A 25,650-nucleotide genomic window follows, 5' to 3' on the forward strand; every position below is an offset into this window, starting at 1 on the left:
GCCACACGCGAACGGGCCAGCTGCGGTCAGCCAGACACACCGCCGGAGGCCGTACGCGACAGCAAGTCGTTTCGCGTGCGCGGGCCGCACCGGGCCAAGGTCAGCGGTGGCGCAGTACCCGGCGCGCCACGGCGTGGGTGCCCACCGTTGCGGCCGCGGCGAAGGCGAGGCCCTGGAGTGCGTCGCGCGGGCGGGTGGGGCGGAGGACCCCGGAGCGGCGCAGGCGGCCGCGGGCCCAGAGGGTGAACGGGAGGACGATCAGCGGGGTGGTCACCGAGCCCGGGGTGTAGCCCCGGAACGCGGCCGCCTGGGCCAGGTGCACCACGCCGTGCAGGCCGAAGGCGTTGAGCGCGGTCTGGTAGACGGCTGAGCGGCCGCCGGTGCGGTGCCCGTCGGCGGCGGCCGCGGCGAGCACCACCGCCATCGCGGCCACCGCGGTCGTGAACTCGCGGCCGTCCACGGACTCCAGTTGCCGCCACACCGTCTCCGGCACCCGGGGATACCGCTTCCGCAGCTCCGGGACCCCTGTCCGCACCCACCTCGGCACCGTGACGAGTTCCTCGGTGTCGTGCACGGCCCAGGCGGCCAGCAGCCCGAAGGTGACGGACGCCCCCACATCCAGTGGCTCTCGTGTCATGAACCCGCAGTCTGCCAGGCGGAGTTGCCCACCTGGTCAGCGCCCCGACGGCGCCTGCCCTCACCGAACCAGTAAGCCTCCTCGTGCTCGACTCGCCGACCGGGTGAGGCAGGCCGGCAGCCCCTTCACCGCGGGGGCGACCCGGCGGGTTGCGTAACCGGTGCTTCCTGGCCCTGGCCCCTGCCACTCTGCTCGCCGCCCCCGTTGGGGGCGGCCTCCATGACGGCGGCGTTCTCCGGGTCGATCACCGAGTCGGTGGGTTTGCCCACCTCCGACAGCGTCATCTGCGCGCGGTCGTCGACCAGGCGGGTCACCAGGTGCTGCGCGGCACCGAATACGGCGGCCCAGGCGAGGACCTGCGCCCGGCTGTCCAGGTCGCTGAGTCCGGGGACGAAGGCGCCCCTGATCAGCAGTACCCCGAGGAAGGCGGACAGGGCGCCGGTGGGGAACTTCAGCACAGCCGACGCCAGGGGCAGCATGTAGGGCGTGCTGGTGCCCCGGATGTGGCGCAGTGAGGCGATGACCGTGAAGGCCGCGCCGGCCAGCCCGGCCACCTCGACGGTGAGGATGTCCCTCGGGTCGGCGCGACTGCTGGGAACCGTGTCTGCCGGCAGACCGCGGAAGTCCTTGCTCGGGCAGACGATGTCGATGAGGTTCCCGCCCCCACCGCCGGGGCCGAGCTTGGGCGCGAAGCACAGGCTGAGCGACTGGGGGAAGAGCCAGCCGTACACGGCGAGGCCCGCCACCCCGAGAAGGACGACGAACGTGGCGGTCCAGAGAATGTTGCGCAGGCTCCGGACCCGGGCCAGTTCGGCGTCGAGGGCGGTGTACGCGCTGTCCAGCGCCCGGACCAGAAGTTCCCGGTCGGTCGGCACCAATTCGCCGGAGACGATGGGACGGATCCGCTGGGCGAGTCTGACGCGCTGTGGGTCGTCCTTGCCCAGATGGCGCTTGACCAGCGCCATGACCTCACTGGCGCGGCCCGCGGCCTCCTGGTCGGACACCAGCTGGAGCAGCAGCACGTCGGCGCTGCGCAGATTCGACCAGACGCCTTCCTGGGCGGTCGACCCCGACCACAACCGCCGCCACCCGAACGTCTCGTCCACCGCCGCGCGGGCTTTGTCGAGGTGGCTTTCCACTCCCTGGAGCAGGGCCTTGCGGTCGGCGGAGGGCGGTTTGACCTCCTCACGCTTCAACTGCACCTCGAGATAGGCGAGACGGGTTTTGGCACGGGCCCGCCAAGGCGACCGCGGCGGCCGGGGACGCAGCCCGGCCTCGAACCGTCGGCGCGTACGAGCCCAGGGACTTCCCCGGGCCGCCACGGAAGTGGCCATGGCGGGCTCTCCTGACGCCCTGGCAGGCTAGCGACTCAGGGCGGGCACATGGAGTCTCTTCCACGACTCCGGCCCTGGAGTTCCGTCGGCGTCGCTGCCGCCGAATCCGAGTTTGCGCTGCCAGAGTGCGTAGGATTCCCGGTCCTCCTGGCTCCACTGGAAGTCGGGCTCGTCGTCGGGATACGCCGAACAGCCCTCCTCGATGAGGCGCCAGCCCATGACCTCGATGATCGGGCTGCTCACGGACGGCTGGAAGAAGTCCTTGCCCGGGAAGGGCTCGTCCCCGTCGACCGGCTCTTGACTCGGCGCCGACACACGGACCTGCTGGCCCACCTGAATGATGTTCGGATTCTTGATCTGGGGGTTCCACTCCTCGATCTGGGCCAGGGGCACATGGAACTTGGCCGCGATTTTGGAGAGTGTGTCACCCTCCCGTACCACATAGAACTCCGATGTACTGGTCATACGTCCATGCTAATGACGAATCGACAAGAATTCGACACGGGAAAACTCCCGGAGAACCGGTTGAATCAGGGCCAGTTGAATATTCACTCAGCCCGCGAAAGGAACCTGGGCCGTGGGAGCGACCGCCTTACGGAAGGGATGGCGCCACAGCCCCTCCGCGGCAAGTCGCGGCAGCACCCCCTCCCCGAACCAGTACGCCTCCTCCAGGTGCGGATGGCCGGACAGCACGAACTCCTCGATTCCCAGGGCCGCGTACTCCTTGATGCGCTCGGCGACCTCCTCGTGGCTGCCCACGAGCGCCGTCCCCGCGCCGCCGCGCACCAGGCCGATCCCGGCCCAGAGGTTGGGGTGGATCTCGAGGCCGTCGCGGTTGCCGCCGCCGTGCAGGGCGAGCATCCGCTGCTGCCCTTCGGACTCGCTGCGTGCCAGTCCGGCCTGCACGGACTTCACGGTCTCGGTGTCGAAGCCCGCGAGCAGCCGGCCGGCCTCCGCCCAGGCCTGCTCGGCGGTGTCGCGGGTGATGACGTGCAGCCGGATGCCGAAGCGCAGGGTGCGCCCGCGCTCGGCCGCGAGCTCCCGAATCCAGGCGCTCTTCCCGGCGACCTGAGCGGGCGGCTCGCCCCAGGTGAGATATACGTCGACGTGCTGGGCGGCGACCTCTCCGGCGACGGGCGAGGACCCGCCGAAGTACACCTCGGGGACGGGGTCGGGCACACGGGCGAGCTCGGCGTCCTCGACCTGGAGGTGTTCCCCGCGCAGGTCGACGCTCTTGCCCTCCCACAACGCCCGTACGATGTGCAGGAATTCGCCTGTACGACGGTAACGGTCGTCCTTGTCGAGGAAGTCGCCGAAGGCCCGCTGCTCGTGGCTCTCGCCGCCGGTGACCACGTTGAGCAGGAGTCGTCCCCCGGTCTGCCGCTGGTAGGTGGACGCCATCTGCGCGGCCAGGGTCGGCGAGACGAAGCCGGGCCGGAAGGCGACCAGGAACTTCAGTCGCTCGGTGTGCTGGCTGACCATGGCGGTGGTCAGCCACGCGTCCTCGCACCAGGCACCGGTCGGGGTGAGCGCGCCGACGAAGCCCAGGTCCTCGGCGGCCCGCGCGATCTGGCTCAGGTGGGCCACGGTCGGCAGCCGGTCCCGGCCGGAGGCGGTGGCCGGGGTGCCGTGACCGCCGCCGACGACATGCCGACTGTCACCGTTGGTGGGCAGGAACCAGTGGAAGACGAGGGACAGGTGGGGGTCTCCGATCAGAGCAGGCCGTGACGGGGCGGCCGGGTTCCGTTCAGCAGGTGCCGGTGTCGATGGCGGCGTAGAGCAACTCGGGTCGGGCGGCCGGGATTTGTCGCCGCAGCTGTGCGGTCGCACCTCTCAACCAGCCGCCGCCAGCACGGGAATGGTCCGCTCCAGGGCCGCCGAGAACTGGTCCACGATCTGCCCCAGGGCCTCGGCGGTGGCCGGGGCCACGGTGAGCGAGCCGTCCTCCCGTACGGTGATGTCCTTGTCCAGGGTGAACCAGCCCTGGACTATGTGGGCGGCGCCCATGGAGTTCAGCACCGGGCGCAGCGCGTAGTCGATGGCGAGGACATGCGCGGTGGAACCGCCGGTGGCGAGCGGCAGCACGGTCTTGCCGGTGAGTGCGTACTGGGGCAGCAGGTCGAGAAGCGCCTTGAGGACTCCGGAGTACGACGCCTTGTAGACAGGGGTGGCGACCACGACGCCGTCGGCACGGGCGAACAGCTCGGTCACCTCGGCGATGGCCGGGTGCCGGAAGTCCGCACCGAACAGGGCGTCTGCCGGGAACGTGCGGACGTCGAGCGGGATCACCTGGTGGCCCTGGGCGATCAGCCGCTGGTCCAGGTGGCGCAGCAGGCGGCCGGTGCGCGAGGAGGCGGAGGGGCTGCCGGAGACGGACAGGACGGTGGCCATGGGGTGCCTCATTCTGGGTGCCGGGCGCCGGTAGCGGGACGGGCGCGAGAAGGGGAGGTCAGGCGTGGGAGGGCGGCACGCGCCTGTCGTAGTACTCGACTGCAGGCGACGATGCGCTGCGCGTTCTGCTCCGGGCACGCCGAATTCAATGCGCCCCGAGCGCAGGGGAATTCAGGCAAAAGCAGAAAGGAGGAAAAGAAATCGCGGCGGACCGGAGAGTCGGGCGATCAGGCCGCGGTGCGACAGGAGGCGCTGGAGACACGCGCGAGGTCGACATGTCGTCGCCGCGTGAGGTCCAGTCGCATCATCATGTCGCCGATCGTGGCAGCCGCCCGCGAAAGCCGTCAAGGAAATCCCGACCGATCTCGTATCGCGGAACATTGAGTTCACGAGCGTGCATCCGTCGGCCGCCCCCGGTCGGACCCTCCGAGTGTCCGCACGTCCGCGTCCCGGAGCTGCACCATGGAGGTCGCGGTCGTCCTGTTCATCGCCGTTCTGCGCCTGCACGACCACCCGCCTCTGCGGGCCGCGCCGGACGGCGCCCGTGAGGTCGTCCCCCTGTTCGTCCACGACCGGGGCGTGACGGTCACGGGGTTCGCGGCGCCCAACCGGCAGGCGTTCCTCGCGTTCTACCGTTCCCGGCCCGGTTCGCCGCAGGCGACCGCCAGCGCGTCGAGGGCCTGGGGCAGGCTCGTCGGGCGCAGCATGCCGTGGCTGGGCCGGCCCGCCCAGCCGGGACCGCCGAGCAGGACCAGCGGCCGCGACCTGGCTCCCTTCACCCCCCACTCCGTGGCCGCGATGTGCTGTGCCAGCGGCAGGCTCGCCGTGGAGCGGGCCTGCGCCCACAGCACCACGGCGGCCGGGCCCAGGCGCCGTACCGCAGCCGCGAGCGCCTCCGCGGGGACGGCGGCGCCGAACATCCGTGTGGCGATGCCGAGTTGACTCAGTCCGGCGTTGAGCGCCTCCAGGGGCAGGGTGTGCTGTTCACCGGGCACGCAGGCCAGCAGGACCGGGCTCGCCGTCGTGGGACCGGCGGACGCGACGGGCGGCGGGGTGTGCCGGCGCAGGGTGGTGGAGACGTGCCAGGACAGCAGGTGCTCCACCTCCACGTAGCGGTCTCCGGACGTGGCCCACCTGCGGCCCACGGCGTGCAGGGTGGGCACCATGACCTCCTGCCAGGCGTGGACGAGGCCGAACCCGGCCACGGCGGCAGCAAGCCGCTCCTCCACGGTCGGCGCGTCCAGACGTACCGCCGCGCGGGCCAGGCCACGGCACTCCTGGCGCACATCGCCCAAAGGCGGCGCGGCGACTGTGGTGGAGCGCACGGGCGCAGGTCCGCCGGTGGTCTCCTCGTCCTGGGCGGCTGGGGGCTCGGGCCCGCCCGCTGCGAACTCGTTCCGCGCGGCCCGGGCCGCCTCGGCGGGGGCCAGACCGGCCGAGGTCAGCCGGCACATCGTCTCCAGCACGGCCACGTCCCGGGGCGACCAGCGCCGGTGCCGGCCCGCCACGCGCTCGGCGGGACCGATGCCGTAGCGGCGTTCCCAGGAGCGCAGCGTGGTGGGTGAGACCCCGAGCCGGCGGGCGAGCGCGCCCGTGGTCAGACCCGCCTCGGCCGCCCCTCCGTCCGGGGCGGACGGGCCGGCATCGACCTGTTTTCCGTCCACACCGCGACTATACGATGCAGAATCGATGCGGGTTGAGGCCATGGATCCCGCGCTCCCAGGATGACGGCACCGTCTCATCCGAGGAGCCGTGATCATGCAGCACCACGTCGAGGAGCGCTGCAGCGACGAGGAGCTGGAAGGGAGCCTGCCGACGGGCGACGACGCGTGCCCGGTCGCGATCCACCGGCGCTGGTCCGCACTCGGGTACGGCCTGGCGCGGCGTTCGCCGTGCGATGCCGGGGAGGCGGAGGACGTCACCCAGCAGCTGTTCCTCGGGGTGCGGCGAGGGCGGCACGGATACCGGCCCGAGCACGGTCCGCCGGCCGACCGGATCGCCTCCATCGCCCGACGCAGGATCACCGATGCCCTGCCCAAGGGGACCCGGCGCGCGTCCCTGGCCCAACTGCCCCCGCCGCTGCGGGAGATCCTGCATCTGGCGTTCCACGAGGACCTCACACAGACCCGGATCGCCGCGCGCACGGGGTGGCCCCTCGGCGCCGTGAGGAGCCACGCCCTGCGCGGCCCGGACCGGCTCCGGCATCTGCTCGGGCCACTTCCGGCCGGAGCCTTCGATGCGGAAACGGTGCGGTTTTCGGGAGATCGCCGCTGAGGCGCCACTCCCCTCCGCCGGCCCCCGGAGAGAGTCGGCGCTCTTCGGGGGCTCTCCCCCACCGCACGACCAAAGGGACGCACCGACCTCTACACATAAAGGGTGAATAAGAGGAAACTAGGTACGCGGCGCTTACCGCACACCGCACCAGACGCGGTCAGGCCCGCAAGTCAAGAAGGAGACGAGTCATGGCCAACGTCTCGCACAGGGGTGACATGACAACCCACCCCGATATCTCCGAAATGCGGGCACGGTACGCCCGCATGCTCGGTGGTCGTGATGTGGCGCTGGTGGACGGGCCGGTGTTCCTGCTCGGCCTGTACTGCGCGGCATCTCCGTGGATCCTTCACTACACGACAAGCCAGCCGGCGCTCGCCACCCACAACCTGATCGTGGGCATCGCCATAGGCCTGCTGGCCCTGGGGTTCACCACGGCCCCCGACCGGATGTACGGCCTCAGCTGGGCCATGTGCGCCATGGGTGTCTGGATGATCATCGCGCCGTGGATCGTGGGCAGCAGCCCCGACACCGGCGTGATCCTCAACAACGTCATCATCGGCGCTCTGGCCATCGTTCTCGGCCTGATGTGCGCCGGTACGGCTGCGAAGAGCGTCCCCAAGCCATAAGGACAAGTCACGAGGAAGGGAGGACCACGTCGAAGGAAGTGAAGGCCACGAAAGGAAGACGGGGCCGGTCCGCCCGGGCGGACCGGCTTCCGTGTGCGCGCACCTCAAGGGATTGCCAGGCCGAGGAAGCCGCTGTCACTCGGCTGGGTCGTCGGCAACACGCCACGCCCATTCCTCGACGCCCGGTGGCTGCGCGTAGCCGGGAACCAGGACCCAAGCCCGTAGCACCTGCTCCTTCGTCCTGACGTGCACGGCACGGAACGCGCTGTGCACGTCCCGGGGCGCGTGACGCAGGCCCTTGTACACCCCGTCGGAGACGATCACGGCGAGCGGCGAGTCGACAGCGGACCGCAGAGCGGAACGCAGTGCGAGGGAGTCCACCAGCCGGTTCGCCGTCACCAGGGCCCGCCCTTCGAATCCGTCGAGTGTCTCCTGGACGTCGCCGCGGTGAAGGGCGATGCGCAGCCGCAGTGGCGTGTTCCAGTCGAGGTCGTCGAGTTCGGCACGCAGTTGCGACACGAGGTCCACGCCCAGGGTCGTGTCAGCGGCCTGCCCCGGCAGGAAGACGACCACGCCATCGCCTCTGTCGCGGGTCCGCGCCGGAGGATCCACGTCCTGGAGCACACGTTCGAAGACGGCGTACATGCGGCGTCGCGCGTCGGCCCGGCTGTAGTCCTTGGCGAAGCCCTCGATGTCCGCGACCAGGATGAGCCCGCCGTCCTGGTCGCCCCTGGCCCGCAGCTCCTCCACCTGGGCCATCAGGTCGGCGCTCAGGTCGGTGCGCCACGTCAACGGGCGCAGTACATACCGGGCCGACCGGTCGCCGCCGTGCGTGTGGAGCCACTGCAGTGCGTGCTCGGCCGCCTCACGCGCCTCCGACGGGGTCAGATCGCGGCGATACAGCACGGCGTTGAGGACGAACTGGGCACTGTGGCCGCGGCCGTGGGACCGCAACCAGTGCAGGCCGAGGTCCCGGGCCGCTCGTGCTTCCTCGGGTGTGAGATCGGTGCGCTGGAGCAGGGGGCGCAGTACGTACTTTGCCGGATCGGAGTTGTCGGCGCGGCGGATCCAGTCGATGGCTGCGTCGACGAACCGGGTACGGGGCCCGGGAAGCAGATCCTTCCTGCGTAGCGCGGCACTCAGCACGAACTGGCTGGTGGAGGTACGACCGTGACGCTCCAGCCACCCGAGTGCCGCATCGACCGCGAGCGCGACCTGCCGCCGCGACAGATCCTCGCGCAGGAGCACGGGACGCAGGACGTACTGAGCCCACTGTGTGTCCCCCAGGGCGGCAAGCCAGTTCAGGGCGTACACCAGGGTTCGCTTGGCCGCGGGTTCGCCAAGGTCGTTTCTCTCCAGCAGACGCCCGAGCACGAACTGCGCATCCGGGGTGTCCCCTCGCACCGCCAGCCAGTCCAGCGCGACCCGTACGGACTCCGCCGCATTGTCGGCTGACAGATCCTCCCGCTCGAGAAGCGCGCTCAGCACGAACTGCGCGCTGTCGGTGCGGCCGTCCGTCTGCAGCCAGTCCAAGCCACTGTCGACGGCCGCCCTCACCTCGGTCGGGGTGAGGTCGGTGCGTTGCAGCAGGCTTCGCATGGTGCGTGCGGTGTTCTCGGACTGCTCGTCGTGGGCCTCCTCCCGTTGGAAGCCGACGAACTCCGCATCCGCGCGTGCCTTGTCCCGGGCCCGCTGGGCGAGCCCACGGAAGCGCTCGGCGCGCCCGTCGTCACCCTGTGCTTCGGCGGTCCGGGCCACGGCCTCCAGATCCGGGATCGACGCGTGCGCCGCCAGGGCGTCCCACAGATCGTCAGGAGGTGCGTCGTTGTCGTGGGCCGCGCGTGCGAATCGCGCGATGTGGTGGGAGAGCCGGTAACACGGCGAGGCGGGCGCGACAGCCTTGCCTGGCTCAGGACGCACACGCGTCAGCAGACTGCCGGCCCCGGGCGGGTCTTGGGTGAGGTAGTCCAGGGCGGACGACATCCAGTTACGGTCGAGGCCATTTCGCCTGTCGACCGAGAGGTAGCCGGGAACCGCCGCTGCCAGAAGCGCCCGCGGAAGCTCCGGTCCGTGCCCGCAGCGGAGCGCGTCGGCCGCGGCCTGTACGAGAGCGAAGGCGGCGGGCGGTGCGGCACCGTACCGCTCGATCTGGGCAGCTCTGCCCGCCAGGTACGGAATCACCTCGGCGTCACGAGCCCGCTGCACGGCATCGGCCAGGTTCAGGTCCGCAGCGGCGCGGGCGCGGGCCATCTCAGACCGGCTCAGCCTGGAAGAAGTGACGATGCGCGTGCCCTGGTCGATCAGCTTCCGGGCCTGTCGATGCGGATCGGGCGTGTCGGCCGGAGGAACGGACCCGAGTACATGCGAGTACGTGTGACTCAGCGTGCCCAGGATGAGGACCGGGCTCCTGGCGGGATCGCGCAGAAGCGCCAGCAGCCCCTCTGCGACGCGTTCGCCACGGGCGTCCGTCAGGTCCAGGAGACAGCGCTCGGCATCATCCAACCAGATCACGGTGCGCGGGCCGATCTCCGCCGGGGTGCGGAGCACCGCCTCCAGGTGTTCACTCGACGCGGGCAGCCACACCCGCCAGTCAGGCGGCAGGATGAACAGCGCCTCGAAGCACGAACGGCTCTTGCCCGAGCCGGCGGAGCCGACGAGCATGACCAGCCCACTGGTTCCGTCGGCGGCCTCCCGTACGATCGAGCGCAACCGCGCGTCGTGGTCGCGCTCGATGTACGGCGGCCCCAGCGACAGCAAGGCTGTCTCGTCCTCGGAGTCGACAGAGCGAGGGACGAAACGCGGTGTGGTCGGGTCCTGCACGTGAGCGACCGGTACACCGACAGCTCGGGGTCTGGGCGATGCCGCGACCGGGACGGGGTTCCTGCGGCGCTCCTCCTGCAATGCGTTGGACAGCAGCAGAGTGAACAGGCTGTGGGACAGGTCACCGCCGTCCTCCAGACCGGCCCGTCGCCTCAGGAACCTTGTCAGCCAGATGAAACCCCGTTCTTCGGCGGGCACTTCCCGGCCGGCGAACCAGCGAGCCAGCGTGGTCGGGTCGAGCTGCACGGGAGGGGACGCCTGCAGCGCATGCCGAGCGACTTCGTCGTGCGACGGGGAACCGGCGCGGGAACGCAGGACCCGCAAGGCGTTCGCCAGGTCCGCCCGGCTCTCCCGCGACCCCCTTCCGTGTCGCGTCTGGACGCGGAGCACGACCGAGACCCGCCGGCGATCGCTCGTCGACTCCGTCACCGCCACGCAGTCGTCCAACGGGTGCAACCCCCCGGGCTTCTCGGACTGGTCGAGGACCACTACGAATTCCACGGGGGAACAGGCCCGAGCTCCGGCAGCGGGTTCCGCTCGCACACCGGCCGTCACGCTGTCCCATGAGAACGGGGTCTTTCTGACCCTCACGATCACGGGGCCACCGCTCGCCTGCCACAGCAAGTCCGGCCCGGCAGCGTGCTCCGGCAGCGAGCGTCGTTCGAGAGCGATGCCGAGTCCTGTGAAATACCGGACGAGGTCAGGGACCACGTCACCGACGCCGGCACTCCCCTTCCTCGCGCACACCTCGTCGAAGTACGTGTCCTCCGTCGGCCAGTGGCCCAGCGGCGCGGGAAGTCTGGACGCCACGTAGCCGATCAAGTGGTCCAGCAGGACCTCGGCGTCACGCCGGACGACCTCCTCGGTGTCCGGATCGAGGTGCGCCAGCATCCGCAGCCGTACCAGCGAACGGACGGGGTTCGTTGCCTCCGCGGCACCGGGGTCTCCGGAGTCGCCCGCGACGTGCGCCGGCTCCAGCATGCGGCGCGCAGCCCTCACGGCCTTCGCAAAAGGACGCACCGCCGCGGGCAGTTCACCGATCACCGCCGGATCGTGGAGCACGGCGGCAATGCCCTGTGGGGCGTACGGGTGGGCGGCGACATGGCGGCTGAAGGCGCGCTCGATCTGCCATACGTCATGAGTCGTCAGGTGTCCGCGCAGGTGCTCCTGGGCAGCCGGGTGGAACACGAGCACCGGATCGCCGTCGGTCTCGGGCCGCACCGTGAACAGCCCGCTGGTGAGCACCTCGGCGAGGTCGGAGTACCGGGCTTCGGGCACCGCCTGGTCACGTAGCACGTGCAACAGAGGAAGGGGCAGCTCGGGCAGGCACGAGGCGAGGACTGCGAGACGGACCGCGGGCCTGGGTGCGGTGTGGACGAAGGCTTCTGCGAGGTGCTGGGAGTCGGGCCGCCGTGCAGCGGCCGTGCCGGTGCGCGTCTGGGGTACGCGGCCGGTGGCGGGGATGAGTACGGCGTCGCAGCCTCGTGGGTCGGCTCGCATGAGTGTGCTCGCCCAGGCTCCGAGAGAGCGTGGAGTGGCCGACACCACGGGGAGGGCGGCCCAGGGGCCGAGCCGGTCTTCTGCGTGCGCGGTCGGCTTCAGCCGGGGCGGCAGGTGGTAGCGGAGACCGCGGTTCTGGTCGCCGGCATGGCCGCCGGTGACCCGCACGACGGGGAAGTTCAGAGCGGATCGGCGCCACAGGCGCGGGGGCAGCGGATCGAGCAGCGCCACCGGGATCTGTCCGCCCCAGTTCCGCAGCAACAGCCAGGGGCCGGCCGTGTGCCATCCGCGGGCGGCGCAGTCGGAGACCAGCAGGACGAGCCGCCTGCCCTGTGGTCCGCTTCCGTGGTGGGGCACGCGCTCACCCGGCACCGGACGGTCGTGGTGGTCGCGGACCTGTGGCTCGCCCTCCCGCCATGTAAGGCTCCAGGTGTGGACCGTGCGGAACCCTCCGAGGCTGCGCAGCAGCCCGGTCACGGCCCGGGTGGTCTCTTCCCAGACGCTCATGGACAACGAGGTGTCCACGAGGACGACGGCCTCGAACCAGGGTTCCGGGGCGGGGCGGAACAGCGGCACGAGCGGGCCGCCACGCGCGTAGTGCTCCACGGTGGCGTCGATGTCGAGTCGGCGGCGCCCACCCTTGCGCCACGGCTGCCGGAACGGCTGGACGGCACGGCCGATGGCAAGGGCCTCGGGCAGCGGGCTGCCGCGGCCGAGCGTCAGGGGAACGCCACGGACCATGGTGGTCGCCCCCGGGCTGCGGACGGAAACCTGCCGGCTCTCCGCGTCGCGCGGTCCGGTCCGGGCCTCCGACGGCGCGAGCCCCCGGGACCGGGCCACTGGATCCACCTCCGATGCGGGATCCGACTGCTCGGCGGGCGCGGTGTGCGTCGGCGGCGCGTCCTCGTCGACGGAGCCCGAGGCGGCCAGCCACAGCGCGTCGGCGAGGGTGCGCGCGTCCACCTCGGCGGGCAGGGCATCACCGAGCGCCCACAGAAGGCGGGCGAGAGCGTCAGGCACGCGAGAGCTCACGCACCAGCAGCGCGTGGAGTTCCTCGTACTGCTCGTTCTCCGGTGCCTGATCGCCGGTGAGCAGGGCCACCGCGTTCAGCAACTGGTCGATGGCGAGGTGCTCGCCCGCCGCGACGCGCTCGGCGAACTTCACGACGAGGTCCTCGCCGGTCTGCGGTACTTCGCCGAAGTGGGCCTGGACGATGTCGTGCAGCAGGTCGGCGGTCAGCGGCGGCATGGTGTAGCGGATGCAGCGCCTCAGGAACGCCGGAGGGAAGTCCCGTTCTCCGTTGCTGGTCAGGAGGATGAAGGGGAACTGCGAGCAGTACACCCGTCCGCGTTCGACGAGGTGCTCGTCATGGCTGTCCCACTGGCGGACCATGACGCGGGGCCGCCGGTAGCGCACGAGTTCGGGGATCTCGAATTCCCCGCGCTCCAGGACTTCGAGCAGGTCACCGGGCAGATCCAGGTCGCTCTTGTCGATCTCGTCGATGAGCAGTGCGCGGGGTTGTTCTGCCGGCAGCAACGCGGTGCCCAGGGGCCCGAGTTGCAGGAAGGGGGCGATGTCGTCGCGGCTGCGGCCACGGCCGGCACGGCCGCCGCCCCCGTGCTGCGTCATCGCCGCGCGCAGGCTCTGCGCGTGGATCCGCCCCAATGCGTCGTAGCGGTACAGCGCCTCGGCCAGGGAGCTGCGGGAGGTGATGTGCCAGCGGAGCACCTGCCCCAGGCCCAGTTCGTAAGCGACCTGTTCGATCACGGTGGACTTGCCCGAGCCGGCGGGACCGGTGACGAGGAGCGGGCGGCGCAGGTGCAGGGCCGCGTTGACGGCGTCGATGAGGCCAGGCGGTGGCTGGTATTGGCGGTGCTGCGGTTTGCGGGGGAACTCGCGCCATGGAGGCGGGGGTTCCAGCGGGGTCTTCCGCTGTTCGCCGTCACCGCGGTAGTAGGGCTTCCAGGTCACAGCTCCTCCTCAAGGCCGGCCACGACGCGATTCTCGAAGGGTCGGCAGAACTCCAGCCACGCCTCGTCGTGCCACACCGCCCGGATCTCACCGAGGCAGCTCACGCATCCGTCGTGGTCCCGGTCCCACCGCTGCTGGTAGGCGCGGGCGAAGCCGTTCGGGAGGCTGTGCCAGTGCTGGTCCACCAGTGCGCGCAGGGTGCCGTCACCCGCTCGCGCCTCCGGGCGTGGCCACAGGATGATCGGGGCGTAGGGCAACAGTTCTTCGAGGACGTCCTGCAGTGTCTCGGGATGGTGGTCGATCCCGACCGCGGTGTCGTATCGCCCGGTCATGAGGCTCTGCTCGAGTCCCTGCCGGTCACCCAGGACGGTAGCGTCGATCCACTCCACCGGGACGGCTCCACCGGCCGCCATCCGGCGCAGCGCCCTGCGGGCGGCGTCGTTCATCTCCGCGTTCTCCTCCGCGGGATCCATCCGGCCGCTCCAGCGGGCGACCACAGTCCTGTTGACGCCCAGGAGACGGAGGCCGACCTTTGCCTCCTCGGGATGCCACCGGGCCAGGAGATGGACGGGTGCGGCCACGTCCACGTTGACCAGTTGCTCCGGGTCGGGAAGCCGACCGCGTGCCCAGGCCAGGGCTTTTCCCATCGCCCGGCCCACGCCCGGTCGGTCCGCCGGCTCGCAGCGGAAGCTCTGGTGCACGGGGAGTCTCTCGCCGCTGCCGACGAGCCAGGCGTCGACTTCCTCCGGCCAGTCGGTCAGGGCGCCGGCGAGGCTGAGGACCAGACGCAGTTCTCCCTGCCGCCGGAGCTGGGCGAACTCGGTCAGTGCGTCGTTGAACGCGGTGACCACGCCGTGTTCCTGTGCCCACGCCCGTAACTGGGGGATCGCCTTGTCCGCTCCGGACGCTCCGGAGAGATGGGCCAGCGCCGCCAGAAGACGCGCCGGTGCCTGCCACGGGGGTGTGTGGAGCTTCCTGGCCCGCAGGGCCGCGTACTCGACGAGGTCGCGCAGCAGTTCCGCTCCTTCGGCCTCGTGCGGCAGGCCGGACAGCTGACGCGCCTCCCGTAGCAGGTCGCTGGTCAGGACCTCGGCCAGCACCTTGTTGAGGAGGGTGACCGTCCGCGCGCACTCGACGAGCGTGCCGACTACCTCGATCACACGCGCCTGCCAGCGGGAGTCGGTCGCGTCCTCGGTCCTGCCCTGCTGTGCGAACCGGTGCAGGTCGTCGAGCTCCCCGAGCGTCAACGGTACGGGCAGGCGCACGTTCGCACGCCACAGGGACACGACTTCTTCGAGGTCCTGTCGTCCCACGGGCCCCACCACCCCGCCTCCGCCGGATGCGGAGAGCATGTTGTGGGCCAGCCACAGGCCGTCCAGGGCGTAGGGGTCGCTGTCGTATTCGAATCGCCCGACGACTTGTCCGACGATACGGCCGCGCAGTTCCTCGGTGAGCCGGGTGTCGACGAACACCATGGCACCGGCCCCGTTCAACCCCTCGCGCAGCACGTCGATCAGCGCGAAGGTCAGGCGCATGCCGCGGGCCGCCTGGTCGGAAGCGGACGCGCTGAGCACGGACAGCCTGGTCCGGCCCGCCCGCACCCCGCCGGCGATGCCGCCGGCATCCGGTGCCGCGCCTGCCGCATGGCAGGTGTCGATGAGGGCGATCACACCTTCGACGCCCGGCTCGTCCACTGCCTCGGCGAGCAACTGCCGTACGTTGACTGCCGACATGGTGCTCCGAGTCGTGGACTGGGCGACCATGTAGTGGAGGTCGGTCTGCTGAGGCGGGGTGAAACCATGCCCGAGCAGTGCCACGACCAGTACCGCGCTGTCCGCCTTGGCCCGCCGGACCGCCTCGTGCATGGCCTTGCGTACGTCGTCGGGTTCCAGCGTCGCGCTCACGAGGAGAGACCCATGATCGCCCGGGCGGGCGGTGCATCCACCGAGCGCGGGGGCCGTGAGCACCGCGTGCAGGCCCTCGGCAGCCTCCTCCAGTCGCGCCAGGGGTCCCATGTCCGTGCACTGCGCGCCCACCACCAGCACGTGTCGCGGGGGCTCGCCGGTCACTTCCGCAGCGCCTCGACCACCGGACCGGCGACGGCAGGCTGCCTCAGGTACTTCGTGGCCGTGTGGACCCACAGGCCGTCCGAATCCACCCGGTCGGTGACCGGAAGGACGCCCGAGGCGTTGGGCAGCATCCAGTTCTGGATGCGGGGCCGCCCGACCACGACGTCGTCACGGTCCCAGAAGTTCAGCCACCGTTCGACGCCGTGCGGGGTGCGGGGCGGCTGCGGAACCAGGCGCTGGAGCACGGCCGCTCCGGTGGCCAGCGGGGACCCCAGGGTCAGCAGCAGCTTGACCTGTCCCGGGTAGTCGCGCAATGCCTCGAATGCGACCACGCTCCCGAGGGAATGGCTCACCACGACCAGCGGTCGCTCCGGGTCCGCCCCCCGCAGGACCCGCTCACGGATCCGGGCGTCCAGGGTCCGTCCGGCGCCGTCGGCCTCGCGCCGGTCCAGGTAGCGGCCGACCTGGGACAGCTGTGAGAGCAGCGGCACGCCGCTCGCCCACTGCGCGCCCTGGCGCAGTCCCGGGAGTTGCAGCACGGTCGTCAGCACCCTGCCCAGGACGCGGAACAGCGCTCCGACACCCTGGGCCTGGTCGTCGAAGCGGGGGAGCTGCGCCCTGGCGTCCTCGATCACCGCGGAGGCCCGCCTGTCCCCCTGTTCCGCAGCCTCCCGGCCGAGTTCGTCGAGCAGCGTCTCGACGAACTCCTCGAGAAACGCGGCCTGTTGCTCGTCGAGCTCCAAGTCCTCCGCGCTTTCCGAGCCCTGGGCCTCGGCGTCGGTGAACAGGTCGCTGTAGTTCGCGAAGCGTGCCTCCGCCAGCCAGCCCTGCGTCAGTCCGGACACGGCGTCGGAATGCCCGGCCTTGCGGGCTCCTGCGGCCAGGGCTTCGAGCCAGTCACGGCGCTCGTCGTCGGCATCCCGACGTTTCCCGATTCCATGGACGAACACAAGCTGAGGAGTGTCCGAACCGCTCACCCACGCCCCCGAAGTACTGCCCGTGCGGTCCCGCACCGCTCGACCGACCGCATGCCGTGTCGAGCACCGCCACCCGCGATGCCCACGGTGAACCTTAGTCACAACGCCCGGTGCGGGTCGGGAAACGCCGAATGTCGTCCCATGCGCCTGCGTCTCGCCGAGCGACGACCAGTCAGTCCCGTACGGCGCGCCGCCTCCCCGGCGGGAGCATGTCCGGCCGGGGAGGCTTCACAGATGGTGGTGACTTCGGTGCAGCGCAAGGCTGTTGGGTTCAGGCCCCCGCAGGCTGCCCGTCCGGCAGCGGTGCGGCGGCCAGGTACTCCTCGCTGATCTCCCGTTCCCCGAACGGCCACACCTTCTCCAGCCGTGCCCAGATCAGGAAGGCCACGCAGCCGAGGAGCAGCCAGGCCAGGGACCACTCGATGGGGTGACGGCCCGGGGAGTTCTTGTCGGCGTAGGCGTAGATCACGCACCAGCCGGCGAAGGCGATGATGCTGGGCAGTGGGTAGAGCCACATCCGGTACGGGCGGCGCAGGGTCGGCTGCCGCCTGCGCAGGACGGAGAGGGCGACGATCTGGGCCAGTGCCTGGACGATCACCATCACCGTGGTGAGCAGCTGGATCAGTGTGGCGAGGTCGGTGTGGCGGCCGATCAGGAAGCCGACCGCGGTGATCACGCCCATGGTCGCCAGGCCCAGCATCGGGAAGCGGTGCTTCGGGTGCAGCTTCTCGTACGGGCGGAAGAACACCCGGTCGCGAGCCGCGTCGTAGGGCACGCGGGAGCCGCCGAGCAGGCCGGTGAAGACCGAGGCGAAGGCCGTGATCAGGATGAGGACGGTCACCGTGTCGGCGGCGCCCTTGCCCCAGGTCTCCTCCAGCACCGCGGAGGCCACGGAGGTGGAGGCGATGTCCTTCGGATCGGTCATGCGGTGCCAGTCGAGGACCCCGAGCGTGCCGATCTGCAGGAGCAGGTAGATCGCCATGATGCCGAGGATCGAGAAGAGGATGGAGCGCGGCAGGATGCGGCCGGGGTCCTTGATCTCGGCGCCCATGTAGGCGGTGGTGTTGTAGCCGAGGTAGTCGTAGATGCCGATGGTCAGGCCCGCGGCGAAGCCGAGCCAGAAGTGGTTCGAGGTGAGGTCGAAGGCGTGCGCCGGGTAGGTGAAGGCCCGGTGCGGGCTGAAGTCCGTGGCCGCGGCGACGATCACCAGGAGGACCGAGGCGATCATCACGGTCCACATCACGGCGGTGATGCGGGCGATGTGCTCGATGCCGCGCCAGAGCAGGAGGACGACGAGGGCGATGACGCCGAGGCCGATCAGGTCGCCCGAGGTCCGGCCGAGGTCGGGGGCGAGGTAGCCCAGGTACTGGACGAAGCCGACCACGCCGGTGGACATGATCAGCGGGATGAAGAGCATCGCCGTCCACACGAACAGGAACGGCATCAGCCGGCCGGTGCGGTACTGGAAGGCCTGGCGGAGGTAGACGTAACTGCCGCCGGAGCCGGGCATGGCGGCGCCCAGCTCGGCCCACACCAGCCCGTCGCAGAGGGCCAGCACGGCGCCCGCGACGAATCCGATGACCGCCTGGGGGCCGCCGAACGCGGCGACCATCAGCGGGATCGTCACGAACGGACCGATGCCGCACATCTGGCTCATGTTGATGGCCGTGGCCTGGAACAGGCCGACACGACGGACGAAGCCACCCGAGGGTGGCGGGCTACCGGACATGGAGGCTCCTGACGCGAGGCACGGAGAGGGTTCTGCCGGAGGAGGCGGGATGGCCGATAAAGTTAAGGAGCCTTACTAGATACGTCAAGCATGCGTGAGTAATGCGTGAGAATGGTGCGATGCCCGCCAGCGACGCCGTAGAGCAGCACGAACAGCCCTGGAGCCGTCGGCGGCTGCGCAGCGCCAACGAGCGGCTGCTCCTCGACCGGCTGCGCCACGCCGGCGCCGCCTCGCGTGCCCAGCTGGCCCGGGAGACCGGCCTGTCCAAGCCGACGGTGTCCAGCGCGCTCGCCTCGTTGGAGGCGGCCGGACTCGTGCACGAGGTCGGCACCCATGCCCCCGAGCGCGGGCGCGTCGCCGTGCTGTACGCACCCGACCCGGCCGCCGGTCACGCGCTCGGCGTCGACATAGGCCGCAGCTGGCTACGGGTCGCGCTGGCCGACCTGGACGGCACCGTGGTCGCCCGGTCCGATGTACGCAACCCCGCCCGCGGCGCCGACGCCCTCGCCGACCTGGTCGTGGGCACCGCCCGCCAGGTCGTCGCCAACTCCGGGGTGGACCCGGCGGAGGTGGTACACGGCGTGGTGGGCACGCCCGGGGTCTACGACGAGAAGCAGCGGCGGGTGCGGTACGCGATGCATCTGCCGGGGTGGGGCCGCGCGGGGCTGCTCGACCGCCTGCGCGGGGAGCTGGGCATACCGCTCGAGGTGCACAACGACGCCAACCTGGCCGCCCTCGGCGAGTACACGTACGGGGTCGGCGCGGGGAGCCGGCTGTTCGCGTACATCCTGATCGGCACCGGTCTCGGCATGGGAGTCGTCAGCGAGGGACGGCTGTTCACGGGGGCGCACGGGCTGGCCGGGGAGATCGGGTTCCTGCCGTGGCCGGGGCGGCAGAAGCCGGAGCGGCTGGAGGACGCGGTGTCGGGGGTGGCCGTCGTGGAGGCGGCGCGGCACTTCGGGATGCGCGGGCAGCTCACGGCGAAGGCCGTGTTCGACGCGGCCCGGCAGGGCAACACCGCCGCGGTGCAGGCGGTGGAGCTGGAGGGCGAGCGGATCGCGCACACCGTGGCGGCCGCGGCCGCGGTGCTCGATCCGGACCTCGTCGTGCTCGGCGGCGGCGTGGGCCACAGCGTGGACCTGCTGCTGCGGCCGGTACGGGAGCATCTGCGCACACTCACTCCGCTGCGGCCGAAGCTCGCACCCAGCCGACTGGGTGAGGACGCGGTCCTGTTGGGCGCGGTGGCGACGGCTCTGGGCACGGCACGGGAGATGGTGTTCGAGCACAGGACGGCCGCGACCTGAGCATCTGCCGCCGCGGCCACGGTGATTGACACCGCCCACCCTGCGCCCTAGCTTGAGGCAGGTTAGTAAAGTTTCCTAACTTTACGAGCCTGGAGACCGCCGTGTTCCCTCGCCCCGCCCGCAGACGCCGCCTCGCCACGGCCACCGTGGCCCTGGGTCTGCTCTGCTCGCTGTCCACCAGTGCCTGGGCCGGGTCCCGGGATCCAGCCCCGGCGCACCGGCACGCCCGGGTCACCCACGTCCCCTCCGCAGCCGGCAGCAGCACCCCGCTGTCCGGCTACGCGATCCAGTCGACAGCGAAGGTCGGCGACTCGGCGGAGGCCGTCTCCTCCCCCGGCTATCCGGCGGCCGGCTGGTATCCGGCGGGCCCCCGCTCGACGGTCCTCGCGGCGCTGCTCGCGGGCGGCCGGTACGCGGACCCGTTCCACTCCACCAACCAGGACAAGATCCCGAGGGCCGACTTCCAGGTCCCGTGGTGGTACCGGGCCGACTTCACGGTCGCCGACACCACCGAGCGCACCCACCTCGACTTCAGCGGCGTGATCTCGGCGGCCGACGTCTATGTGAACGGCCGTCAGGTGGCCCGGGCCGCCGATGTCACCGGTGCCTACACCCACCACGAACTGGACATCTCCTCGCTGGTGAAGTCCGGCACGAACACGGTCGCCTTCCGCATCCAGCCCAACGAGCCCAACAAGAACCTCACCATGGGCTGGATCGACTGGCTCCAGCCGCCGCCCGACCGGAACATGGGCATCGTCCGTGACGTCCTGGTGCGCCGGGGCGGCCCGGTCGCGTTGCGCGACGCGCACGTGGTGACCAAGCTCGCCGTGCCGTCCCTGGCCACCGCCGACCTGACCGTCAAGGCGCAGGCCCGCAACGACTCCGGGACGGCGGTCACGGCCGAGATCTCCGGCACCGTCGCCGGGGCGGCCTTCACCAGGTCCGTGCCGCTCGCCGCGCACGAGACGAAGACCGTCACCTTCTCCCCCGCCGACGTCCCCGGGCTCCACCTCACCTCCCCGAAGGTGTGGTGGCCGGCCGGCATGGGCGGGCAGCCGCTGTACGACCTGGACCTCACCGCGTCCGTGTCCGGCACGGCCTCGGACACCGCCCACGAGAGCTTCGGCATCCGCGACGTGCAGGCGCCCCTGAACTCCGACGGCGCGCGCCAGTACCGGATCAACGGCCGCAAGCTGCTGATCAAGGGCGGCGGCTGGTCGCCGGACGAGTTCCTGCGCTGGGACTCCACCTATGTGGAGGACCGGCTGAAGTACGCCCTCGACCTCGGGCTGAACACCATCCGCCTCGAAGGCCACATCGAGCCGGACGAGTTCTTCGACCTCGCCGACCGGTACGGCGTGCTCACGCTGCCGGGCTGGGAGTGCTGCGACAAGTGGGAGGGCCAGGTCAACGGCAGCGGTGAGACCGGCGACGAGTGGACCGCCGCCGACTACCCGGTCGCCAAGGCCTCCATGGCCGCCGAGGCCGCCCGGCTGCGCGACCACCCGAGTGTGATCTCGTTCCTGATCGGCAGCGACTACGCGCCCGACGCGACCATCGAGAAGAACTACCTGGACGCCCTGAAGGCGGCCGACTGGCCGAACCCGGTGGTCTCCTCGGCCTCCGACAGGTCCTCGCCCCAGCTCGGCAGCTCGGGCCTGAAGATGTCCGGGCCCTACGACTGGATCCCGCCGAACTACTGGTACGCCAAGCGCGAGGGCGGGGCCACCGGCTTCAACTCCGAGACCAGCGCCGGCCCCGACATCCCCACGCTCGACACGCTGCGCCGGATGATGACGCCCGCCGAGCTCGACACGCTCTGGAAGAACCCGGACACCAGGCAGTACCACCGCTCGCCCTCGCCGGTGTTCGGCACGCTCAAGATCTACGACGCCGCCCTCACCGGCCGCTACGGCGCCCCGACCGGCCTCGCCGACTACGTGCGCAAGGCGCAGCTCGCCCAGTACGAGAACGTCCGCGCCCAGTACGAGGCCTACGCGCGCAACGCGACGGACGCGAGCAAGCCCGCCACCGGAATGATCTACTGGATGTTCAACAGCGGCTGGACCTCGCTGCACTGGCAGCTGACGGACCGCTATCTGGACCAGGGCGGCGCCTACTTCGGCGCCAAGAAGGCGAACGAGCCGCTGCACGTCCAGTACGCCTACGACGACCGCTCGGTCGTCGTCGTGAACAACCGGCACGCCGCGGCCGGCGGACTCACCGCGCGGGCCACGCTGTTCAACCCCGACGGCACACAGAAGTACGACAAGACCGTGACCGGGATGACGGTGAACGGCGACGGTGCGCACGGGACCGCGCTCACCCTGCCCGCGTCGGTGGGCGGCCTGTCGTCCAGTTACCTGCTGCGGCTGACGCTGACCGGCGCGGACGGCAAGGAGGTGAGCCGGAACGTGTACTGGCTCTCCACCAAGGCCGACACGCTCGACTGGGCGAAGACCGACTGGTACCACACGCCGACGACCGGCTACGCCGACCTGAAGCGGCTGGCCTCGATGGCGCAGGCGCCGGTGTCGGCCACGGCGTCGACCGAGTCGTCCGCCGGTACGTCGACCACGACGGTGACCCTGCGCAACACGGGCAGCGGGCGGACCCCATCGTTGTTCACGGACGTCCACCTGCTCGACGGGCAGGGGAAGCCGGTGCTGCCGGTGCGGTGGTCGGACAACGAGGTCGGCCTGTGGCCGGGTGAGTCGGTGACGCTGACGGCCACCTACCGGACCGCCGACCTGCACGGCTCGGCGCCGGGCGTGCGGGTCTCCGGCTGGAACACGCCGGAGCGGACGGTCCCGGCCGCCTGACGTGCGGGGGTGGGCCGATGGCCCACCCCGGCACGGTTCAGCTGACGTTGAGCGCGGAGTCGTCCACGACGAAGGACGTCTGGAGGGTGGAGCCCTCGGTGCCGGTGAACTTGATCGTCACCGTCTGGCCCGCGTAGCTCGCGAGGTTGAAGCTGCGCTGGGTGTAGCCGCTCGCCGCGTTCAGGTTCGAGTAGGTCGCGAGCGTCGACAGCACCGTGCCGCTGCTGTTGAGGACCTGCGCCTTCAGGGTGTCGTAGGCCGTCGAGGTGGTCGTCTCGGCGGTGTCGACGTGGAGGTAGAAGCTCAGGGTGGCGCTCGTGCACCCGGCAGGAATGGTCACCGACTGCGCGAGCGTGTCGGTGTGGGCAGAGCCGTAACCGTTCAGCCAGGCCTTGTAGGAGCCGGTGCGGGCGGCCTCGCCGGTGTCGTTGGTGATGACACCGCTGGAAGCGGTCCAGGAAGTGGCGCCGGACTCGAAGCCGGGGTTGGCCAGCAGCTGGGCGGCCGTGCAGGTACCGCCACCGCCACCGCCTCCGCCGGTCGTGCCGTCACCGGCCAGCCAAGCGGTGGCGTTGAGGGCGAGGGCCGCGTTGGTGGCGCCGGAGTCGTTCCAGCCGTCGTACAGGGTGTTGCCCGACTGACCGGTGCCGTCGTCGATCGGCGAGCTGTCGCCCCAGAAGGCGACGCGGCCGCTGCCGAAGGTGGACGTCAGGAAGAAGGCGCCGGTGTTGCCGGAGTAACCGGTCCGGTAGAGCAGGCCCTTGACGCCGGAGTTGTCGGCGGGCTTGAGCGTGGCGGTGGTACCGCTCGCGATCAGGCTCTTGGTGACGGTGCCGAAGGAGCCGTGCAGGACCGGGTCGGTGCTGTCACTGATCGCCGACGGGTGGTCGGAGCTGATGCTCAGCGAGTCGATGGAGAAGCCGAACGGGTCGGTGGAGTCGACGCTGTTGTTCGTCATCAGGTCGTTGAGGATCTCGACCGCGTCGTAGCCGTCGTTGTTGCGGTCGGCTCCGGTGTGGTCGGAGATCATGAAGAGACCGCCGCCGTTCTTCACGAAGTTCATGATCGCCGTCTTCTCGGCGGTCGTGAACATCGTGTTGGGCTCGGGCAGGACCAGCGTGTCGAAGTTCGACAGGTCGGTGGTCGACGAGCCGCCGTAGCTGAGGCTGGAGCCCGAGGGCAGCGTCTTCAGGCTGTAACTGCCGGTCCTCTGCAGGTCGACGCCCCAGGAGGACAGGGCGCCGGTCCAGTCCGTCTCGGCCGACGGGGAGGAGTTCTGGCCGAGCGGGTCGGGCTGGCTGGTGGAGATGATCCAGTCCGCGTTGCCGGCCGTCTCGGCATGGGCGTTGTCGAACAGGATCCGGTGCGTGGTGGCCGCGTGGGCGGGGGTGGCGCTCGTGCCGACCTGCAGGGCTGCGGACGTGACCAGCAGCCCGAGTCCGGCCAGGACGGTGGTGAATCTGCGGCGGGATCTCCTCGATCCGAGCATCCGGCGAACCTCCATGAGGGGTGGGGAGAGGCGGTGGGGGCGCCAAGTCTGCGCGCGTAGAACCCGCTTGAGGGTTCTACACGCGTCGATTGGTTGAAAGGTACATGGCATGTCGGCTGAGTGAACAGAAAGTCCCGGCAATATGCGGAGCGGAGTGCCTGCGGCCGGAGCGGGCACATGGAACGTCAGCGGGGAACGCGACGAAGAGGGGTGGACATGGAGATCTCAGGCCTCATCAGCGCCATCGTCATCGGGCTCGTCATCGGCGTGTTGGGCCGGCTGGTCGTGCCCGGACGGCAGCACATCGGCATCCTGTGGACCATCGTGGTCGGCATCGTGGCGGCACTGCTGGGCTCGGCGATCGCCGCCGGGTTCGGGGTCGCGGACACCAAGGGGCCCGACTGGATCGAGTGGTTCATCCAGATCGCCCTCGCGGCCGTGGGAGTCGCCGCGCTGGACCGGGCGCAGGCCCGGCGCTGATGGAGCGTCGACTTCCGGTGGCTCAACTCCCGTACAGGTACGGGGTGGTGGTGCTCACCGCGTGGAAGCCGAGGCGTTCCAGTATCGGGCGGCTCATGGCCGAGGCGTCGACCTGGAGGTAGCGGTAGCCGTGGGCGGCGGCGACGCGGGCGCGATGGGCGACCAGGGCACGGTAGACGCCCCGGCCCCGCCAGGCCTCGACGGTGCCGCCGCCCCACAGTCCGGCGAAGCGGGTGCCGGGCACCAGCTCCATGCGGGCGGCGCTGACCGGCTCGTCCCCGGCGAGCGCGACCACGGCGACGACCGTGCCGGGGTCGGCGGCCAGCCGGGCGAGCAGCCGGTGACGCAGCCGGGTGCCGTCGGTACCGAAGGCCTTCTCGTGCACGTCCACGACGAGGTCGATGCCGGCCGGGTCGGTGGCCCGGACGAAGCGGATCCCTTCGGGCGGCTCGGCGTCCAGGGCGAGCCGGGCGACCTCGCCGATCAGGAGCGTCTCCTCGGGCTCCGCGCGGAATCCGGCGGCGGTGAGCCGGGGACCGAGGTCCAGCGGCCGGTCGTGTCCGTAGAGCTTCCACTCGAAGTCGCGGCCGAGGCCGGTGAAGTAAGCGATCTGTTCGCCGATCGCCCGGTCCGCGCTGCCCTCGTCCAGGGCGGTCCACACCACGCCGTTCCAGCCCTGCGTGTCGGCGACCTGGCGGATGACCGGGCCGGTCCGCTCGATCCGGGCGCCGGGCCCGTCGGGGCGTGCGCCCTCGCGCATGTCCCGGTCGTAGAGGGCGAGCACCGCGTCGTGATCCATGGGATCACTCCAGCATCAGCGCCCCGGCGGGGCAACGGAATTACCCTCCGGCCGCACCACGGACAGGTACGCGGTGAGCCGGTCGCGGTTGCGGGCCAGGCAGTCGATACGGGCCTGGATGCGGTCGATGTGCGCCTGCAGCAGGGCCGCCGTCCGCGGGGCCACGCACTCGGCGGGCGGGTGCAGTTCCTCGGGCCCCGAGAGGTACGGCAGGATCGCGCGGATCATCTCGGTGGTGAGGCCCGAGTCCAGCAGGCCCCGGATCTGCTGGACGTCCGGCACGGCGGACTCGGGGTAGCTGCGGTAGCCGTTGTCGGCGCGGTCGGGGTGGAGCAGGCCCTGCTCCTCGTAGTAGCGGAGCAGGCGGGTGGGTACACCGGTGCGCCGGGACAGTTCACCGATCCTCATTCCCGCCTCCCGGTCC

Annotated in this window: 20 protein-coding genes and 1 pseudogene; 6 read left to right on the plus strand and 15 right to left on the minus strand. The window is 70.8% G+C overall.

What is annotated here, in order from left to right; translation table 11 throughout:
* Window positions 1-100: 100 nt before the first annotated feature.
* The 6 genes from ACIRVH_RS41635 to ACIRVH_RS41660 form a co-directional block, all read right to left on the minus strand.
* Window positions 101-637, minus strand: coding sequence for an HXXEE domain-containing protein (locus ACIRVH_RS41635; protein ID WP_145881485.1), 537 nt, complete (start codon window positions 635-637; stop codon window positions 101-103).
* 125 nt (window positions 638-762) lie between these two features.
* On the minus strand, window positions 763-1,971 hold the full coding sequence (locus tag ACIRVH_RS41640; protein ID WP_403965046.1) for a hypothetical protein: 1,209 nt from the start codon (window positions 1,969-1,971) through the stop codon (window positions 763-765).
* Between the two features lie 27 nt (window positions 1,972-1,998).
* Window positions 1,999-2,436, minus strand: coding sequence for a peptidoglycan-binding protein (locus ACIRVH_RS41645; protein ID WP_403965048.1), 438 nt, complete (start codon window positions 2,434-2,436; stop codon window positions 1,999-2,001).
* Window positions 2,437-2,523: 87 nt separating this feature from the next.
* Window positions 2,524-3,669, minus strand: a complete 1,146-nt coding sequence (locus tag ACIRVH_RS41650; protein ID WP_403965084.1) for an LLM class flavin-dependent oxidoreductase — start codon at window positions 3,667-3,669, stop codon at window positions 2,524-2,526.
* A 135-nt stretch (window positions 3,670-3,804) separates the two neighbouring features.
* Window positions 3,805-4,362: an NADPH-dependent FMN reductase gene (gene ssuE / locus ACIRVH_RS41655; RefSeq protein WP_403965050.1), complete on the minus strand. Its 558-nt coding sequence runs from the start codon at window positions 4,360-4,362 to the stop codon at window positions 3,805-3,807.
* Between the two features lie 227 nt (window positions 4,363-4,589).
* Complete coding sequence (locus tag ACIRVH_RS41660) at window positions 4,590-4,673, minus strand: putative leader peptide (RefSeq protein ID WP_351536879.1); 84 nt, start codon at window positions 4,671-4,673, stop codon at window positions 4,590-4,592.
* A gap of 151 nt (window positions 4,674-4,824) precedes the next feature.
* Here ACIRVH_RS41660 and ACIRVH_RS41665 point away from each other — a divergent pair.
* Window positions 4,825-4,989, plus strand: a pseudogene (locus tag ACIRVH_RS41665) (deoxyribodipyrimidine photo-lyase); the annotation flags it as partial.
* Between the two features lie 2 nt (window positions 4,990-4,991).
* On the opposite strand, the gene ACIRVH_RS41670 reads toward ACIRVH_RS41665, so the two are convergent.
* Entirely contained in the window at window positions 4,992-6,068 is a 1,077-nt protein-coding gene (locus ACIRVH_RS41670; RefSeq protein WP_403965052.1) for a MerR family transcriptional regulator, read from the minus strand.
* A 52-nt stretch (window positions 6,069-6,120) separates the two neighbouring features.
* Between ACIRVH_RS41670 and ACIRVH_RS41675 the strand changes: the two genes are divergently transcribed.
* Window positions 6,121-6,636 carry a sigma factor-like helix-turn-helix DNA-binding protein gene (locus ACIRVH_RS41675; RefSeq protein ID WP_403965054.1) on the plus strand — a complete coding sequence of 172 codons (516 nt, stop codon included), beginning with the start codon at window positions 6,121-6,123 and terminating at the stop codon, window positions 6,634-6,636.
* A 188-nt stretch (window positions 6,637-6,824) separates the two neighbouring features.
* Window positions 6,825-7,262 (plus strand): SPW repeat protein, encoded by a 438-nt coding sequence (locus ACIRVH_RS41680; RefSeq protein ID WP_403965056.1) that lies wholly within the window; start codon window positions 6,825-6,827, stop codon window positions 7,260-7,262.
* Window positions 7,263-7,397: 135 nt separating this feature from the next.
* Here ACIRVH_RS41680 and ACIRVH_RS41685 read toward each other — a convergent pair whose 3' ends face one another.
* The 5 genes from ACIRVH_RS41685 to ACIRVH_RS41705 form a co-directional block, all read right to left on the minus strand.
* The gene (locus tag ACIRVH_RS41685) at window positions 7,398-12,602 is read right to left on the minus strand and encodes an SAV_2336 N-terminal domain-related protein (RefSeq protein WP_403965058.1); all 5,205 of its coding nucleotides are present in this window, start codon (window positions 12,600-12,602) and stop codon (window positions 7,398-7,400) included.
* Window positions 12,595-13,554, minus strand: coding sequence for an AAA family ATPase (locus tag ACIRVH_RS41690; protein WP_403965060.1), 960 nt, complete (start codon window positions 13,552-13,554; stop codon window positions 12,595-12,597). The genes ACIRVH_RS41685 and ACIRVH_RS41690 overlap by 8 nt, the downstream gene beginning before the upstream one ends.
* Window positions 13,551-15,623 carry a hypothetical protein gene (locus tag ACIRVH_RS41695; RefSeq protein WP_403965062.1) on the minus strand — a complete coding sequence of 691 codons (2,073 nt, stop codon included), beginning with the start codon at window positions 15,621-15,623 and terminating at the stop codon, window positions 13,551-13,553. The genes ACIRVH_RS41690 and ACIRVH_RS41695 overlap by 4 nt, the downstream gene beginning before the upstream one ends.
* Window positions 15,620-16,573, minus strand: coding sequence for an alpha/beta fold hydrolase (locus ACIRVH_RS41700; RefSeq protein WP_403965063.1), 954 nt, complete (start codon window positions 16,571-16,573; stop codon window positions 15,620-15,622). Before ACIRVH_RS41700 ends, ACIRVH_RS41695 begins: the two co-directional genes overlap by 4 nt.
* Window positions 16,574-16,871: 298 nt before the next feature.
* Window positions 16,872-18,329, minus strand: coding sequence for an APC family permease (locus tag ACIRVH_RS41705; protein WP_403965065.1), 1,458 nt, complete (start codon window positions 18,327-18,329; stop codon window positions 16,872-16,874).
* 119 nt (window positions 18,330-18,448) lie between these two features.
* Between ACIRVH_RS41705 and ACIRVH_RS41710 the strand changes: the two genes are divergently transcribed.
* Window positions 18,449-19,633, plus strand: a complete 1,185-nt coding sequence (locus ACIRVH_RS41710) for an ROK family protein (protein WP_403965066.1) — start codon at window positions 18,449-18,451, stop codon at window positions 19,631-19,633.
* A 101-nt stretch (window positions 19,634-19,734) separates the two neighbouring features.
* On the plus strand, window positions 19,735-22,458 hold the full coding sequence (locus ACIRVH_RS41715) for a glycosyl hydrolase 2 galactose-binding domain-containing protein (protein ID WP_403965067.1): 2,724 nt from the start codon (window positions 19,735-19,737) through the stop codon (window positions 22,456-22,458).
* Window positions 22,459-22,495: 37 nt separating this feature from the next.
* On the opposite strand, the gene ACIRVH_RS41720 is transcribed toward ACIRVH_RS41715, so the two are convergent.
* Window positions 22,496-23,947, minus strand: a complete 1,452-nt coding sequence (locus ACIRVH_RS41720) for a hydrolase (RefSeq protein WP_403965068.1) — start codon at window positions 23,945-23,947, stop codon at window positions 22,496-22,498.
* Between the two features lie 216 nt (window positions 23,948-24,163).
* On the opposite strand from ACIRVH_RS41720, the gene ACIRVH_RS41725 reads away from it, so the two are divergent.
* Complete coding sequence (locus ACIRVH_RS41725) at window positions 24,164-24,427, plus strand: GlsB/YeaQ/YmgE family stress response membrane protein (RefSeq protein WP_403965069.1); 264 nt, start codon at window positions 24,164-24,166, stop codon at window positions 24,425-24,427.
* Between the two features lie 22 nt (window positions 24,428-24,449).
* Here ACIRVH_RS41725 and ACIRVH_RS41730 read toward each other — a convergent pair whose 3' ends face one another.
* Window positions 24,450-25,226, minus strand: a complete 777-nt coding sequence (locus ACIRVH_RS41730) for a GNAT family N-acetyltransferase (RefSeq protein ID WP_403965071.1) — start codon at window positions 25,224-25,226, stop codon at window positions 24,450-24,452.
* Window positions 25,227-25,241: 15 nt separating this feature from the next.
* Entirely contained in the window at window positions 25,242-25,634 is a 393-nt protein-coding gene (locus ACIRVH_RS41735) for a MerR family transcriptional regulator (RefSeq protein ID WP_403965072.1), read from the minus strand.
* Between the last annotated feature and the right edge of the window lie 16 nt (window positions 25,635-25,650).

The sequence above is a fragment of the Streptomyces sp. NPDC101165 genome (genome assembly GCF_044768135.1).
GTDB lineage: Bacteria > Actinomycetota > Actinomycetes > Streptomycetales > Streptomycetaceae > Streptomyces.